The organism is Luteococcus sediminum (assembly GCF_054783495.1).
On sequence record NZ_BAAGQL010000050.1, the window covers coordinates 76,329 to 91,088 of the forward strand.

General features: G+C 68.9%; 14 protein-coding genes. 12 read left to right on the plus strand and 2 right to left on the minus strand.

From position 1 onward, the window contains the following. Positions 1–373: 373 nt before the first annotated feature. Positions 374–970, minus strand: a complete 597-nt coding sequence (locus ACYVKA_RS15760) for a TetR/AcrR family transcriptional regulator (protein WP_460706856.1) — start codon at positions 968–970, stop codon at positions 374–376. 72 nt (positions 971–1,042) lie between these two features. Here ACYVKA_RS15760 and ACYVKA_RS15765 point away from each other — a divergent pair, with 72 nt between their 5' ends. From ACYVKA_RS15765 to ACYVKA_RS15790, 6 genes are all read left to right on the plus strand, one after another. Next, the gene (locus tag ACYVKA_RS15765; RefSeq protein ID WP_460706858.1) at positions 1,043–2,779 is read left to right on the plus strand and encodes an oleate hydratase; all 1,737 of its coding nucleotides are present in this window, start codon (positions 1,043–1,045) and stop codon (positions 2,777–2,779) included. Positions 2,780–2,892: 113 nt separating this feature from the next. Beyond that, positions 2,893–4,254, plus strand: a complete 1,362-nt coding sequence (locus tag ACYVKA_RS15770) for a uracil-xanthine permease family protein (RefSeq protein ID WP_460706860.1) — start codon at positions 2,893–2,895, stop codon at positions 4,252–4,254. 185 nt (positions 4,255–4,439) lie between these two features. Continuing rightward, on the plus strand, positions 4,440–6,128 hold the full coding sequence (locus ACYVKA_RS15775; RefSeq protein ID WP_460706862.1) for an L-lactate permease: 1,689 nt from the start codon (positions 4,440–4,442) through the stop codon (positions 6,126–6,128). A gap of 50 nt (positions 6,129–6,178) precedes the next feature. Next, entirely contained in the window at positions 6,179–6,982 is an 804-nt protein-coding gene (locus ACYVKA_RS15780) for a (Fe-S)-binding protein (RefSeq protein WP_394277675.1), read from the plus strand. A gap of 14 nt (positions 6,983–6,996) precedes the next feature. Continuing rightward, positions 6,997–8,541, plus strand: coding sequence for a LutB/LldF family L-lactate oxidation iron-sulfur protein (locus ACYVKA_RS15785; protein WP_460707129.1), 1,545 nt, complete (start codon positions 6,997–6,999; stop codon positions 8,539–8,541). After that, complete coding sequence (locus ACYVKA_RS15790) at positions 8,541–9,242, plus strand: LutC/YkgG family protein (RefSeq protein ID WP_394277664.1); 702 nt, start codon at positions 8,541–8,543, stop codon at positions 9,240–9,242. The genes ACYVKA_RS15785 and ACYVKA_RS15790 overlap by 1 nt, the downstream gene beginning before the upstream one ends. Before the next feature lie 20 nt (positions 9,243–9,262). Here the strand turns inward: ACYVKA_RS15790 and ACYVKA_RS15795 are convergent, their stop codons facing one another. Further along, entirely contained in the window at positions 9,263–9,928 is a 666-nt protein-coding gene (locus ACYVKA_RS15795) for a TIGR03085 family metal-binding protein (protein ID WP_460706864.1), read from the minus strand. A gap of 37 nt (positions 9,929–9,965) precedes the next feature. On the opposite strand from ACYVKA_RS15795, the gene hisI reads away from it, so the two are divergent. From hisI to trpB, 6 genes are read left to right on the plus strand one after another with little or no spacing between them, the layout of a single operon-like run. After that, positions 9,966–10,328, plus strand: coding sequence for a phosphoribosyl-AMP cyclohydrolase (hisI, locus tag ACYVKA_RS15800; protein WP_394277666.1), 363 nt, complete (start codon positions 9,966–9,968; stop codon positions 10,326–10,328). Then, positions 10,325–11,836, plus strand: coding sequence for an anthranilate synthase component I (locus tag ACYVKA_RS15805; RefSeq protein ID WP_460706866.1), 1,512 nt, complete (start codon positions 10,325–10,327; stop codon positions 11,834–11,836). Before hisI ends, ACYVKA_RS15805 begins: the two co-directional genes overlap by 4 nt. Continuing rightward, complete coding sequence (locus ACYVKA_RS15810) at positions 11,833–12,336, plus strand: hypothetical protein (protein WP_460706867.1); 504 nt, start codon at positions 11,833–11,835, stop codon at positions 12,334–12,336. Before ACYVKA_RS15805 ends, ACYVKA_RS15810 begins: the two co-directional genes overlap by 4 nt. Positions 12,337–12,351: 15 nt before the next feature. After that, the gene (locus ACYVKA_RS15815) at positions 12,352–12,630 is read left to right on the plus strand and encodes an HGxxPAAW family protein (protein WP_460706868.1); all 279 of its coding nucleotides are present in this window, start codon (positions 12,352–12,354) and stop codon (positions 12,628–12,630) included. After that, on the plus strand, positions 12,627–13,433 hold the full coding sequence (gene trpC, locus ACYVKA_RS15820) for an indole-3-glycerol phosphate synthase TrpC (RefSeq protein WP_460706870.1): 807 nt from the start codon (positions 12,627–12,629) through the stop codon (positions 13,431–13,433). Before ACYVKA_RS15815 ends, trpC begins: the two co-directional genes overlap by 4 nt. Beyond that, positions 13,433–14,758, plus strand: coding sequence for a tryptophan synthase subunit beta (gene trpB, locus ACYVKA_RS15825; protein ID WP_394277671.1), 1,326 nt, complete (start codon positions 13,433–13,435; stop codon positions 14,756–14,758). Before trpC ends, trpB begins: the two co-directional genes overlap by 1 nt. The last annotated feature ends 2 nt before the right edge of the window (positions 14,759–14,760 follow it).

Genomic DNA, 14,760 nt, shown 5'->3' on the forward strand with positions numbered 1-14,760 from the left:
GATGGTCTTCTTGCCCGCCGCCTGTTCGAGGGCGGACAGGTGGTCGGCGACCGAGCCGTTGCAGAAGCGGACATCAGCACAATGGGGAGCGGGCAGCTGGCGCGAGGTGAAGACGAAGACGGGTCGGGTGCCGAACCAGGCCTGCCAGAGCTCGGCGGAGTGCAACACGTCCTCTTGGCGGAGCAGCCACTCGTAGGTGTGGGAACCCATCACGAGCACGCCGGCCTCCCCGAGGAAGGGTGCCATGTCGGGGGGCTCACCCTCGACGGCGAAGGGCCAGGCGAGGCTGTCGTGCTCGTCGGCGAGGAAGCCGTTGGCGGTGGTGGCAGAGGACTAGACACTGCGGGCCATCAGCCCATTGTGCCGTACCGGTTCAGGGGTGGGCGCCGTGGACGGCGACGGTGATCATCTCGGTGAGGCCCTGCTCCAGCGCCTCCCGGCCGGCCTTCCCGGTGCGGGCCCGGTTGACCTCCATCAGGCCCCCGGCGACGACCAGGCGGGCTGCGGCGGACGCGTGACTGGTCGGCTGCGCCCGGGTGATGACTGCGGCGATGGCGGACTCCAGCTCCGCGACCAGCGCCACGACCGAGCGCTGGTGGGGACCGTCGGTGCCGAAGAGCAGTTCGCGCGCGATGGCGGCGCAGGTTTGCGGCTCCAGCGTGGAGGTGTCGACCAGCGGTTGCACCAGCTCCCGGATGGCCACCACCGGGTCCTCGTGGGTGGGGGCCGCCAGGACGAGGGGGACCTGGCCGGACCATCGTTCGGCGGTCACCATCATCAGCAGTTCGGCCTTGGTGGCGGCATAGGTGAAGACGGTGCCTATGGCGACGTCGGCGTCGCGAGCCACCTGGGCCATCGTCATGGACTCGTAGCCGACACTGCGCAGGTGGGCCTGTGCGGCGGCGAGGATGCGTGCCCGCTTGGCGGCCTTGGCTGCTTCTCGTCGCCCCGGGGTCTGGTTCTCGGCCATGGGTGGAACTATAGTGGATTCAAAATTGAGTGCGCTCAAAAATGAAGCCACCACCCGATCGTTGGAGGAGTCATGTACCACAGCAGCGGCAACTACGAGGCCTTCGCCCGTCCTCGCAAGCCGGAAGGCGTCGACGACAAGCACCTGTGGATCGTCGGGTCAGGGCTGGCGGGCCTGGCGGCGGCAGTCTTCGCGGTGCGTGATGCCCAGCTGCCCGGCCAGCAGGTCACCATCCTTGAGAAGGGACACCTGGCCGGCGGCGCCATGGACGGCATCGAGGAGCCGGAGCGCGGCTTCGTCATCCGCGGCGGACGCGAGATGGAGGACCACTTCGAATGCCTGTGGGACCTCTTCCGCTCGATCCCCTCGCTCGAGGTCGACGGCTCGGTGCTCGACGAGTTCTACTGGCTCAACAAGGACGACCCCAACTACTCCCTGCAGCGCGCCACCATCAAGCAGGGCCAGGATGCCGGGCTCGCCGGGAAGTTCGGGCTGTCCAGCAAGGCGCAGAAGGACCTGCTCAAGGTCTTCCTGGCCAGTCGCGAGTCATTGGAGGGCAAGCGGATCAACGAGGTGATGGGCCGCGACTTCCTGGATGCGCCCTTCTGGCTCTACTGGCGCACCATGTTCGCCTTCGAGGAGTGGCACAGCGCCCTGGAGTTCAAGCTCTACCTGCACCGTTTCGTCCACCACATCGGGGGCCTGCCCGACTTCAGCGCGCTGAAGTTCACCAAGTACAACCAGTACGAGTCGCTCGTGCTGCCGATGACCCAGTGGTTGCTCGACCAGGGGGTCACCTTCCAGTACGGCACCGAGGTCACCGACGTCGACTTCTCCTTCGCCGGGACGAGCAAGCAGGCCACCCGGATCGACTGGATCCGCGACGGCGCCGAGGGCGGAGTCGACCTCACTGCTGACGACGTGGTGCTGATGACCATCGGCTCGCTGGTGGACAACTCCGACAATGGCGACCAGCACAAGCCCGCCCGTCTCGTCGAGGGACCGGCACCCGCTTGGGAGCTGTGGAAGCGAATCGCCAGGAAGGATCCCTCCTTCGGTCACCCCGAGGTCTTCTGCAGCTCGATCCCCGAGACCAAGTGGGAGTCGGCCACCGTCACCACGGTCGACGAGCGCATTCCCGAGTACATCCGTCGCGTGGCCAAGCGTGATCCGCTGTCGGGTCGCGTGGTCACCGGCGGCGTTGTCACCGCCCAGGACTCGTCCTGGCTGCTGAGCTGGACGGTCAACCGCCAGCCGCACTTCAAGAAGCAGGCGCCCGGCCAGGTGGTGGTGTGGGTCTACTCGCTGTTCGTTGACCGCCCGGGCGACTACGTCACCAAGCCGATGCAGGAGTGCACTGGCGAGGAGATCACCAAGGAGTGGCTGTACCACCTCGGGGTCCCCGTGGACCAGATCGACGGGCTGGCGGCCACGGGCGCCAAGTGCGTGCCGGTGATGATGCCCTATGTGACCAGCTTCTTCATGCCGCGCCATGCCGGTGACCGGCCTGCCGTCGTGCCCGAGGGGGCCGTGAACTTCGGCTTCCTCGGGCAGTTCGCCGAAACGGGCCGCGACACCATCTTCACCACCGAGTACTCGGTGCGGACCGGCATGGAGAGCGTCTACGAGCTCTTCGGCGTGGAGCGCGGCGTCCCGGAGACCTTCAACTCCACCTATGACGTGCGCACCCTGCTCAGGGCCACTGCCGCCATGCGTGACGGCCGCAAGGTGCGCCTGCCACGACGGGTGTCTGCCCGGCTGGACCGTACCGCGCTGGGCCGGCTGGTCCGCGAGGCTGGCGTGATCTGACCTGGTGTGCGTGTCGCAGGCCGGGCAGTGGTAGAACAGACCGTCCGCCGCGAACCCGCGGGTGCGCGGCGGCCGAGTTCTCCCACACCTCGTCAAAAGGACACCACCCCGCCGTGAGCACCAGCGCCACCAGCACACCCACCATCCGCCCCGAGGATGAACGGATCCCGGTCTCCAAGGCCTTCCTCTACGGCCTCCAGCACATCCTGAGCATGTACGGCGGCGTGATCGCCGTCCCGCTGATCGTCGGCTCCGCGGCCGAGCTGCCGCCCGACCAGGTGGGCATGCTGGTGGCCTCCGCCCTGTTCGTCTCCGGCCTGGCCACCCTGGTGCAGTCGCTCGGACTGGCCGGCCTGGGTGCCAAGCTCCCTCTGGTCAACGGCACCACCTTCGGCGCCGTCTCCACCATGCTCGCCATCATCGCCAGTGGCGGTGGGCTGCCGGTGATCTACGGCTCGGTGATCGTGGCGGGCGTGGTCGGCTTCCTGCTCGCGCCCCTGTTCAGCCGGATCCAGCGCTACTTCCCACCGGTGGTGACCGGCACCATCATCGCCGCGATGGGTCTGAGCCTGCTGCCGGTGGCCGCGGGCTGGGTGGCCGGCAACCAACCCGGGGGAGCGAGCCTCACCAACCTGGCACTGGCCGCCTTCACCCTGGCGGTGGTGCTGGTGTGCACCCGCGTGCCGGCGCTGTCCCGCGTCGGCATCCTGGTGGGCATCGCCGCTGGAACCCTGCTGGCGGCAGTCCTTGGCCAGGTCGACTTCAGCGGAGTGGGCAAGGGGGCCGTCGTGGCCCTGCCGACGCCCTTCTTCTTCGGCGCACCCCAGTTCGAGATCGGCGCGATCATCTCGATGGTGGTGGTCATCATCGTGACGCTGATGGAGATCATGGCCGACCTGTTCGCGGTGGCCAAGGTGGTGGGCACCGACGTGGACCGACGACGCATCACCCGGGGCCTGCGCGCCGACATGGCCGCGACCATCATCGCGCCGGTCTTCAACTCCTTCCCGCCCACGGCCTTCGCGCAGAACGTCGGCCTGATCGCGGTGACCAAGGTGAAGTCGCGCTACACCGTGGCCGCAGGAGCCGTGCTGCTGATCCTGCTGGGCCTGTTCCCGCTGCTCGGCCGGGTGGTGGCCTGCGTGCCGTCGCCGGTGCTCGGCGGCGCCGGTGTCGTGCTCTTCGGCTCGGTGGCCGCGGCCGGCATCCAGACCTTGCAGCAGGCGGACTTCGAACGCGGCAACAACATCTTCGTGGTGGCGACCTCCCTGGCCCTGGTCGTCTTCCCGATGGCGGTGCCCGGCATCTACACAGCGCTGCCCACCTGGCTGGAGATGGTCCTGGGCTCGGGCATCTCGGCCGCTGCGATCAGTGCCGTCCTGCTCAACCTGCTGCTCAATGGACGTCACGCGAACCGCGGTGCCCTGGGTGACGAGATGGAGGCCGTGCCGGCTCCGGAGCCCTTCGAGGACTGAACCGTTTGACACAGCTTTCCCGGCCGGGTCGAGGCGCCAGTGCTGGAGCCCCGACGCGGCCTTCATTTACGTGTGAAAAATGTGCCGGAATGTTCGTGGGAAAAGAGGTGGCAGATGCTTGCCAGAGCTGTGGACTGACCATACGCTCGGTGGAGTAGGACCACCTCTGGGACAACGGAGTTTCCATGCACCTGCTTCAGACCTTCACGCCGACCAGTGACCCCTTGGGAGCCCAGTGGCTCTCGGCGCTGGTCGCCCTGCTGCCCATCCTCACCATGCTGGTGACCCTCGGCGCCCTGCGCTGGAAGGCCCACCATGCCGCCGGCATCAGCTGGCTGGTCGCCCTGCTGGTGGGTGTGCTTGCCTTCAAGATGCCGATCGCCATGGCCCTGGCGACCAGCGTCCAGGGCTTCGTCTATGGCCTCTTCCCGATCGTGTTCATCCTGCTCTCGGCCATCTGGATGTACCAGGTGACGGTGATCAGCGGCCGCTTCGACGACCTGCGCCGCACCTTCTTCCTGATCAGCGATGACCCCCGCATCCTGGGCATCCTGATCGCCTTCTGCTTCGGCGGCCTGCTCGAGGCCCTGGCCGGCTTCGGTGCCCCCGTCGCCATCGCCGCGGCCATGTTGATCGCGGTCGGCTTCGGCAAGCTGCGGGCCGCCCTCACCGCCCTGGTCGCCAACACCGTTCCGGTGGCCTTCGGCGCCGTCGGCCTGCCCGTGCTGATGGCCGCCAAGGCCGGTGAGGTGCCGGTGCAGATGGTTGCCGAGGTGACCGCCCGTGTCTGCGCGATGCTCTGCCTGGTGGTGCCCTTCCTGCTGCTGTGGATCATGGACGGCAAGAAGGGTGTCAAGGAGTGCTGGCCCTTCGGCCTGTTCGTCGGCATCGTCTTCGGCATCACCAAGGTGATCGTCGCCGCGACGCCCGTGTTCAACCTCACCGAGGTCTTCTGCGCCGTGATCAGCGTTGCGCTGGCGATGGTCTTCCTCAAGGTGTGGCAGCCCAAGGGTGGCCACGAGGCGGCCGGGCGGATCGGCATCCCGATGGACCCCAGCGTCGAGACCGAGCCCATCAAGGCCCAGGCCACCGGCGCCGAGGGCCTGACCGCCGCCCGCATCTGGATGTCGCTGGTGCCCTACATCCTGGTCATCGTGGTCTTCTCCATCGCCGCCCTGCCCGCCGTGAAGTCCCTGCTGGCCAGTGCCGACCAGAAGATCGCGTGGCCCCTGCTGGGCGGCCTCAACTCCGTGACCGGACAGCCCGCCGGGCACCGCTCCTACACCCTGCCCCTGCTGAGCCAGCCCGGCTTCCTGCTGGTCCTGGTGGCCCTGATGGTCGGGCTCGTCTACCGGGTGCCCATGAAGGAGGTCTTCGCCGAGCTCGGCCGAAATGCCGCCAAGATGAAGTTCAGCGCACTCACCATCGGACTGGTCGTCGCCCTGGCCTATGTGATGGGCGACTCCGGCCAGACGCTGGCCCTGGGCCTGTTCGTCGCCGGCGCCGGCGCCCTGTACCCCTTCCTGGCCCCGATCCTCGGCTGGATCGGCACCTACGTGACAGGTTCCGACACCTCGGCCAACCTGCTGTTCAGCAACCTGCAGTCCAGCGTCGGCACCCAGATCGGCACCGGCTCGCACCTGGGCACCGAGACGATGCGCGGCCTGCTGGTCGGCACCGGCGGTGCCGGTGGCGTGGTGGGCAAGATGATCTCGCCCCAGTCGCTCACCATCGCCGCCACCGCCATCGGACTGGCCGGTGGCGAGTCGGTGATCCTGCGCAACATTTTCAAGTACTCCATCGCCCTGCTGGTGATGATGTGCATCCTCGCCGGCCTCATGTCCACCCCCGTCCTGTCCTGGCTCGTCCCGTGAGCCAGGCCAGGACCCGTCACGACCGTCCCACCACCACTGGAGGCAAGCCCATGACCACCCCGATCGTCCCGGTAGAGGGACCGCTGCACACCGGCGAGCAGCCGGGCAAGGGCAAGAAGGTCGCCCTGTTCATCACCTGCATCAATGACGTGATGTTCCCCGGCACCGGCCAGGCCACCGTCAAGCTGCTGGAGCGCCTCGGCTGCACCGTCGAGTTCCCGCGCGAACAGACCTGCTGCGCCCAGATCACCACCAACACCGGTTACTTCGACGAATCGATCCCCCAGGTGCGCCAGTACGTCAAGGCCTTCGGTGACTACGACTACGTGGTCTCGCCGTCAGGCTCCTGCACCGCCGCGGTGCGGGAGCAGCACCCCATGCTGGCCAAGCACTCCAAGGACGCCGGCCTTCAGCGCGAGGTGGACCGCGTCAGCCAGCAGGTCTACGACATCACCGAGTTCCTGGTCGACGTGCTGGGCGTCACCGATGTCGGTGCCTACTTCCCGCACGCCGTCACCTACCACTCCTCCTGTCACGGCAACCGGCTGCTGCGCCTGGCCGACCGCCCGCTGGAGCTGCTGCGCAATGTGCGCGGGATGACCCTGCTGGAACTGCCCAATGCCGAGGAGTGCTGCGGCTTCGGCGGCACCTTCAGCATCAAGAATGCCGACGTCAGCGCCGCGATGGCCGCCGACAAGGCACGCCATGTGCGCGAGACCGGTGCGGAATTCGTCGTCGCCGGTGACAATTCGTGCCTGATGAACATCGGCGGTGTTCTCAGCCGCCAGAACTCGGGGGTCAAGCCCATCCACCTGGTGGAGATCCTCGCCAACACCGAGGAGGCCACGGCATGACCACCAACCAGCAGATGCAGAAGCCGGCCACGGGCCCGGTGCGCGTCGTCGACGGCAACCAGGGCGTGGCGCGCTTGACCCCCGCACCCACCCAGCCCGGCACCTACCTGGGGATGCCCAAGTTCCCCAAGGCTGCCAAGAAGGAACTGGAACTGGGCGTGCAGCGCAAGAACATGCGCAATGCCACCACCACCATCCGCAACAAGCGCGCCATGCGCGTGGAGGAGACCCCGGACTGGGAGGAGCTGCGCACCGCCGCCGCCGCCATCAAGGACCGGGTGGGCCGCCACCTCGACCACTACCTGGTCCAGGCCGAGGAGAACCTGACCCGCAACGGCGTCCACGTCCACTGGGCACGCGATGCCGAGGAGGCCAACCGCATCGTCGCTGAGATCGCGAAGGCCAAGCAGGTCGACGAGGTGGTCAAGATCAAGTCGATCACCACCCAGGAGACCGACCTCAACGAGTACCTCGAGGAACAGGGCATCGCGGCCTGGGAGACCGACCTGGCCGAGCTGATCGTGCAGCTGGGCCACGACCGTCCCAGCCACATCGTGGTGCCGGCGATCCACCGCAACCGGGCCGAGGTGCGCGAGATCTTCCTGCGCGAGATGGGCCGCTACGGCCGTCCCGCTCCCGAGCACATCACCTCCAACCCGCCCGAGCTGGCCGACGCCGCCCGCATCCACCTGCGCGAGAAGTTCCTGCGCGCAGAGATGGCGGTCAGCGGCGGCAACTTCATCATCGCCGAGACCGGCTCCATGGTGATCGTCGAGAGCGAGGGCAATGGCCGGATGTGCCTCACCCTGCCCAAGACCCTGGTCAGCATCGTCGGCATCGAGAAGGTGCTGCCCACCTTTGAGGACCTCGAGGTCTTCCTCAAGTTGCTGCCGCGCTCGGCCACCGGCGAGCGCATGAACCCCTACAACTCGATCTGGAGCGGCGTCCACGAGGGCGACGGACCCCAGGAGCAGCACATCATCCTGCTCGACAACGGACGCACCGACGTGCTTGCCGACGAGCTGGGCCGCGAGGTGCTGCGCTGCATCCGCTGCGCTTCCTGCCTGAACATCTGCCCCGTCTACGAGCGCACCGGCGGCCACGCCTATGGCTCGGTCTACCCCGGCCCCATCGGTGCGGCGCTCAACCCGCAGCTGCGCGGGGTGGAGCACGACGTCGACCGCGGACTTCCCTATGCCTGTTCGCTGTGCGGCGCCTGCAATGACGTGTGCCCGGTGAAGATCCCCTTCACCGACATCCTGGTGCACCTGCGCAACCGCGTGGTGCAGGCGGAGAAGGCCGACAAGGTGCCGCGCGACATCGAGGTGGGCACCGAGATGGCGCTGATGAAGACGGCGAAGTGGGTGATGGGCGATGCCAAGCACTTCGAGGCGGTCCAGATGGGTTCCTCGCTGGCCGGCAAGGTGCTGGGTGGCCGCACCCTCGGCCCGATCCCGGCCCCCGTCGCAGACCGGTGGCTGCGCTACCGCGATGTCGAGGACGTACCCAAGCAGAGCTTCCGCCAGTGGTGGAAGGCCAACCGACAGGAGGGCAAGTGATGACCACGCACAGCAGTGGCACCGCCACCATCAGCACCGACAAGGCCGCGCGTGAGGAGATCCTCGCCCGGATCCGTCGCGCCAGCACCGACGTCACCGAGAAGGACCCGGTGGCCGACGTGGCCGTCGACTGGACCTATGGCTCCGGGCTCCCGATCGAGGACGTGGTGGGGGAGTTCGTCGAGAAGGTGCTCGACTACGACGCGGCTGTGGTGCGGGTCTCCCGCGCCGACGTTCCCAAGGCCGTCGTCGACGGCCTGATGTCCACCGGCGCCACTTCCAGCGTCGTCGTCCCGGCGGGGCTCGACGAGTCGTGGACGGCGGCGATCCGCGAGCACGGCCTGGAGATCCGCACAGATTCGGCCGAGCTGTCCAATCAGGTGCTCAACGAGACCGACGCGGTGGTGACGGCGGCGGCCTCGGCGATCGCCGACACCGGCACGATCGTGCTGACCCACGGCCCCGACCAGGGGCGCCGCGCCATCAGCCTGGTCCCGGACCGGCACATCTGCGTCGTGCTGGCCAGCCAGGTGGTCTCCGACGTTCCCGAGTCGATCGCGGTGGTCAAGCCGGCGATCGTCGAGGGCCAGCCGATGACGATGATCTCGGGTGGCTCGGCCACCAGCGACATCGAGCTGAGCCGCGTCGACGGGGTGCACGGCCCGCGCCAGCTGCACGTGATCGTCGTCGACGACGCCTGAGCAACCGGCGCTGCGGCAGGTCAGAGCCCGATACTGGCCTGCTGCAGCGCCACCACGTCCTCGGGCGCGCCGCGCAGCTCGACCGCTGCTGCCTCGGTGCGGCCGAAGCAGAACAGCAGCAGCTCACTGGCAAGGCCGCGCAGCACCACCCCCTCGCCCTCACCGCCCAGCCGCACAGGATTGCCCACCGGGCCACCGTCGGCGGCATCCAGCCGCTGCATGCTGACGGCCACCGGGCTTCGGCGCACCATCAGCCGGCCCATGCTGGACACGCGCTTCCAGCAGACCTCCTGGGCGCTGTCGTCCAGTGCTCGCGGCTCGCGCATCCCGAGTTCCGGAGCCTGGGCGCGACGCACGTCCTCGTGGTGGACGAAGTACTCGGTGGCATTGCCGGCCTCATCCAGACCGGGCAGGGCGAAGAGGCTGAAACGGGGCGGGCCCTTGCGGATCCGGCCGATCAGTTCCTCGTAGCCGAGCTTGCGCTTGAGCGCGTCCATGCGTCGCTCGGTGAGCCCTTCCAGTGGGGCGGCGATCATGCCGGGCATGGCGAGCGGGTCGGTCTCGCGCAGCCACAGGTGGGCGGCCATGTCGTGGGTCTGCCATCCCTCGCACAGGGTGGGGGCATCGGGGCCGAGTTCCTCGAGCAGGTCGCACAGGGCCAGACGTTCGTCTTGTGAGAAGGACATGGCTCGATCCTAGTCGCGCATCGGGGACAATGGACGCATGCCTCTTGATCCCCGCCTCGCCCAGCGCCTGCGTCGCAATCCAGACGGGCTGGTGGCTGCCGTCGTCGTCGACGCCACCACCGGTGCCGTGCTGATGATGGCCTGGATGGACGACGAGGCCCTCGACCGCACCCTGACCACCCGCCGCGCCACCTACTGGTCGCGCAGCCGCCGGGAGTACTGGATCAAGGGCGAGACCAGCGGCAACACCCAGCACGTGCGCGAGGTGCGCCTCGACTGCGACGGCGACACCCTGCTGCTCCGGGTGGACCAGCGCGGCGGGGCCTGCCACACCGGCGATGACAGCTGCTTCGACGCAGACCTTCTGCTGGCCGACGACGCGGCCGGGCCTGTCCGATGAGTGCCCTCGACATCCAGATCAGCCCCGACCTGGACGGTTTTCGCGCCCAGGCCCGCACCCGTCGCGTGATCAGCGTCACTGCTCGTCTGGTGGCCGACGATCTCACCCCGGTGGCTGCCTACCACCAGCTGTGCGGCACCCGGGAGCTCACCTACCTGTTCGAGTCGGCCAATGCCGGCGTCTGGTCGCGGTGGAGCTTCGTCGGGGTCGATGCCGCCGCCACGCTCACCGAGCGCGAGGGCCGCGCCCAGTGGCTGGGGCGTCGGGTCGCGGGCCTGTCCACCGACTCCGACCCGTTGACCGCGCTGCGTGAGAGCCTGCGGGTGCTGCACACCGAGCGCGATCCCGAGCTGCCGCCCTTCACCTCGGGCATGGTCGGCTACCTGGGCTATGACGTGGTGCGCCGGCTGGAGCAGCTGCCCGACACCTGCGTCGACGACCTGCAGGTGCCCGAGCTGACGATGATGCTGGCCAGCGACCTGGTGGTCTTCGACCACAAGCTGGGCGAGGTCTGGCTGGTGGCCAATGCGGTGAACTTCGACGACTCGCCCGAGCGCCTGGAGCAGGCCCACGCCGATGCTGTCGGGCGTGTCAGGGCACTGGCCGAGCAGCTGAGCCAGCCCCGACCCTCCCTGCTGGCCCAGCGGGGACCGGCCCCGACGCAACCCGTCCAGCGCCAGCGCACCGACGCCGACTTCCTGGGCATGGTGGAGCAGGCCAAGGAGGAGATCCGCGCCGGCGAGATCTTCCAGGTGGTGCCCAGCCAGCGCTTCGACCTGCCCACCGAGGTCGACGCCCTGGACGTCTACCGGGAGCTGCGCGCCACCAATCCCAGCCCCTACCTGTACCTGATGCGCCTGCCCGGCTTCGCCATCGTCGGCTCCAGCCCCGAGGCGCTGGTGACGGTCACCGACGGCGTGGCGACGACTCACCCGATCGCCGGCACCCGGCCCCGCGGCGCCACGCCCGCCGAGGACCACCAGCTGGAACTGGACCTGCTGGCCGACGAGAAGGAGGCCAGCGAGCACCTGATGCTGGTCGACCTGGGGCGCAATGACCTGGGCCGGGTCTGCCGTCCCGGCACCATCGAGGTCACAGAGTTCATGCACGTGCGCCGCTACAGCCACGTGATGCACCTGGAGGCGGCCGTCACCGGTGAGGTGGCCGAGGGCACCACTGGGCTCGACGTCACCCTGGCCTGCTTCCCCGCCGGCACCCTGTCGGGCGCTCCCAAGGTGCGGGCGATGGAGATCATCGACCGTCTGGAGACCACCAGGCGTGGCATCTACGGGGGAGTGGTGGGCTACTTCGACTTCGCCGGCAATGCCGATGCCGCCATCGCCATCCGCACCGCCTTGTTGAAGGACGGCATCGCCCATGTCCAGGCCGGCGCTGGCGTGGTCGCCGACTCGGTTCCCGAGAAGGAGAACACCGAGACGCAGGACAAGGCAGCCGGGCCGCTGGACGCGGTGCGTCGCGCCGCCGGGTTGAGGAGCCTCGGCCGATGATCCCCCCAATGAAGAAGGCCAGCTCTGCGCAGAAGGCCGTCGCCTGGATCGCACCGGCCGTGGCCGCAATCCTCGCCCTGGCCCTCGCCTCGCGCTGCGGAGACCAGGCAGACCTGGTGCGGACCATTGCGTGGTCGTTGCTCGCGGCAGTCGGGCTCTCCCTGCTGGCACGACGGCTCGGCCGCCGCCTGGTCGCACTCGTCGTGCTGCTGCTGGGTGCCGGTCTGGCGATGGCCGTGGTGCGCGGCCAGGCCCACGCTGCCCTGCTGGGCGCGTCGGCCCTGGCCGCAATGGGCGGGCTCACCCAACTGGTCTTCGCGCCCCGCTGGGCCACCCGCGACGCCCGCTTCGACCGAACCACCGTGGGCGGACCGCCGCAGACGGATCTGGACGTGTGGAAGGCCTTCGACGCGGGCCTGGACCCCACCGCCGACCACGAGCAGCACACGAAGCCCATCCGGAGCGGAAATGACGGTAGTCTCGCTCCTCGAGAGCACTGACGACCAGGAGGACCGATGACCCACCTTCAGCACAACACGTCGCCCGAGACCCCCAAGCTGCGCGTCAAGCACGAGCGCCAGCTGCACTACCACGAGGGCAAGTCTCCCGCCGCCTGGGTTGGGACCTGGATCGCGCTGGCCGGCTTCCTGATCCTGACCTACACCGCGAGCTTCGGCTTCGAGCGCTTCGGCTGGGTCGGCGTCGCCGTCCCCACCGCAATGGTGCTCCTTGGCGGCATCGCCACCCTGGTGATGAAGTCCGCCGGCTACGGAACCCCGGCCCGCGACCTGTGAGCCCCACGGTCCTCGACCAGATCATCGTCGGTGTCCGAGCCGACATGGCCGAGCGGCAGGCCACGACCGGCCTCGCCGAGTTGCGCGAGGCCGCGCTCGCGCGTCCAGCGGCCCTCGACGTGCTCTCGCGCCTGCGCGCTCCCGGGCTGTCGGTGATCAGCGAGGTCAAGCGATCCAGCCCGTCCAAGGGGGCGCTGGCCACCATTGAGGACCCGGCTGCCCTGGCCGCCCGGTACGAGCAGGGCGGCGCCAGCGTCGTGAGCGTCCTCACCGAGCAGCGACGCTTCAACGGCAGCCTGGCCGACCTGGACGCCGTGCGCGAGCGCGTCGGGATCCCGGTGCTGCGCAAGGACTTCGTCGTCGACCCCTACCAGGTGTGGGAGGCCCGCGCCCACGGCGCCGATCTGGTCTTGCTGATCGTCGCCGCCCTCGACGACGAGTTGCTGCGCTCCCTGCACGACCTGGTCGTCGAACTCGGCATGGCGCCGCTGGTGGAGGTGCACACCCCCGAGGAGGCGCAGCGCGCCACCGCGCTCGGCGCCGAGCTGGTGGGGGTCAACAACCGCAACCTCAAGACCCTCGAGGTGGACCTGGCGCAGTTCGGCCGTCTCGTGGGACTGCTCGGCCAGGACACCGTCAAGGTGGCAGAGTCGGGTGTGCTCACCCCCGCAGACGCCGCCCTGGTGGCCTCGCAGGGGGCGGATGCCGTCCTGGTCGGCGAGGCGCTGGTGCGCCACGGCGATCCCACGGCGGCGATCCGCGCCATGGTCGCCGCGGCGGCCGCCACTTCCCAGGAGGACTGATGACCCTGCCCGATTCCCGTGGGCACTTCGACGACTTCGGGGGACGCTTCGTCCCCGAGGCCCTGCAGGCAGCCCTCGACGAGCTGCAGCAGGCCTTCACCGAGGCCGAGGCCGACCCCGACTTCCACGCCGAGCTGGCGCGCCTGCGACGCGACTACGCCGGCCGTCCCACTCCCATCTGGGAGGCGCGACGCTTCGCCGAGCACTGCGCCGCCGAGGGCTCCCAGGGCGCGACGATCGTGCTCAAGCGCGAGGACCTCAACCACACGGGCAGCCACAAGGTGAACAACGTGCTGGGTCAGGCACTGCTCACCAGGCGCATGGGCAAGAAGCGCGTCATCGCCGAGACCGGCGCCGGCCAGCACGGCGTGGCCACCGCCACTGCCGCCGCCCTGTTCGGGCTGGAGTGCCGCATCTACATGGGCAAGGTGGACACCGAGCGCCAGGCGCTGAACGTCGCCCGCATGCAGATGCTGGGCGCCGAGGTGGTGGCCGTCGAGGCCGGCTCCATGACGCTCAAGGACGCCATGAACGAGGCCATGCGCGACTGGGTGACCAATGTGGACACCACCCACTACCTGATCGGCACCGTCGCCGGCCCCGCACCCTTCCCGATGCTGGTGCGCGAGTACCAGCGCATCATCTCCACCGAGACGCGCGCCCAGGTGCTCGAGCGCTACGGTCGCCTGCCCGATGCCGTCGCAGCCTGCGTCGGTGGCGGCTCCAATGCCATGGGCATCTTCGCCGACTTCGTCCCCGATTCCGAGGTGGGCCTGTACGGCTTCGAGGCTGCCGGTGACGGGGTCGAGACGGGCCGACATGCCGCCACCATCACGGCCGGCCGCACGGGCGTGCTGCACGGCATGCGCACCTATGTCCTGATGGACGACGACGGCCAGACCATCGAGAGCCACTCCATCTCGGCGGGCCTCGACTACCCGGGCGTTGGCCCGGAGCACGCCTGGCTGGCCAAGACCGGGCGGGCGCAGTACCTGCCGGTCACCGACGCCGAGGCGATGAAGGCGCTGAAGCTGCTCACCGAGACCGAGGGCATCATGCCGGCCATCGAGTCGGCCCATGCCGTCGCCGGCGCGCAGAAGCTTGCGCTGGAGCTCACCGCGAAGGCACCCGACAGCAAGCCCCTGATCGTGGTCAACATCTCCGGCCGCGGTGACAAGGACGTCGACACCGCCATCAGCTACTTCGGCATCGACGGTTCGGTCGACGAGACCACCGGCCGCCTGGCCACCGACGAGTCGCGCAGCAAGCTCGCCGAGGACAAGGTCGAGGCCGCCGAGCACGACGTCGAGGGGGAACAGAAGTGAGC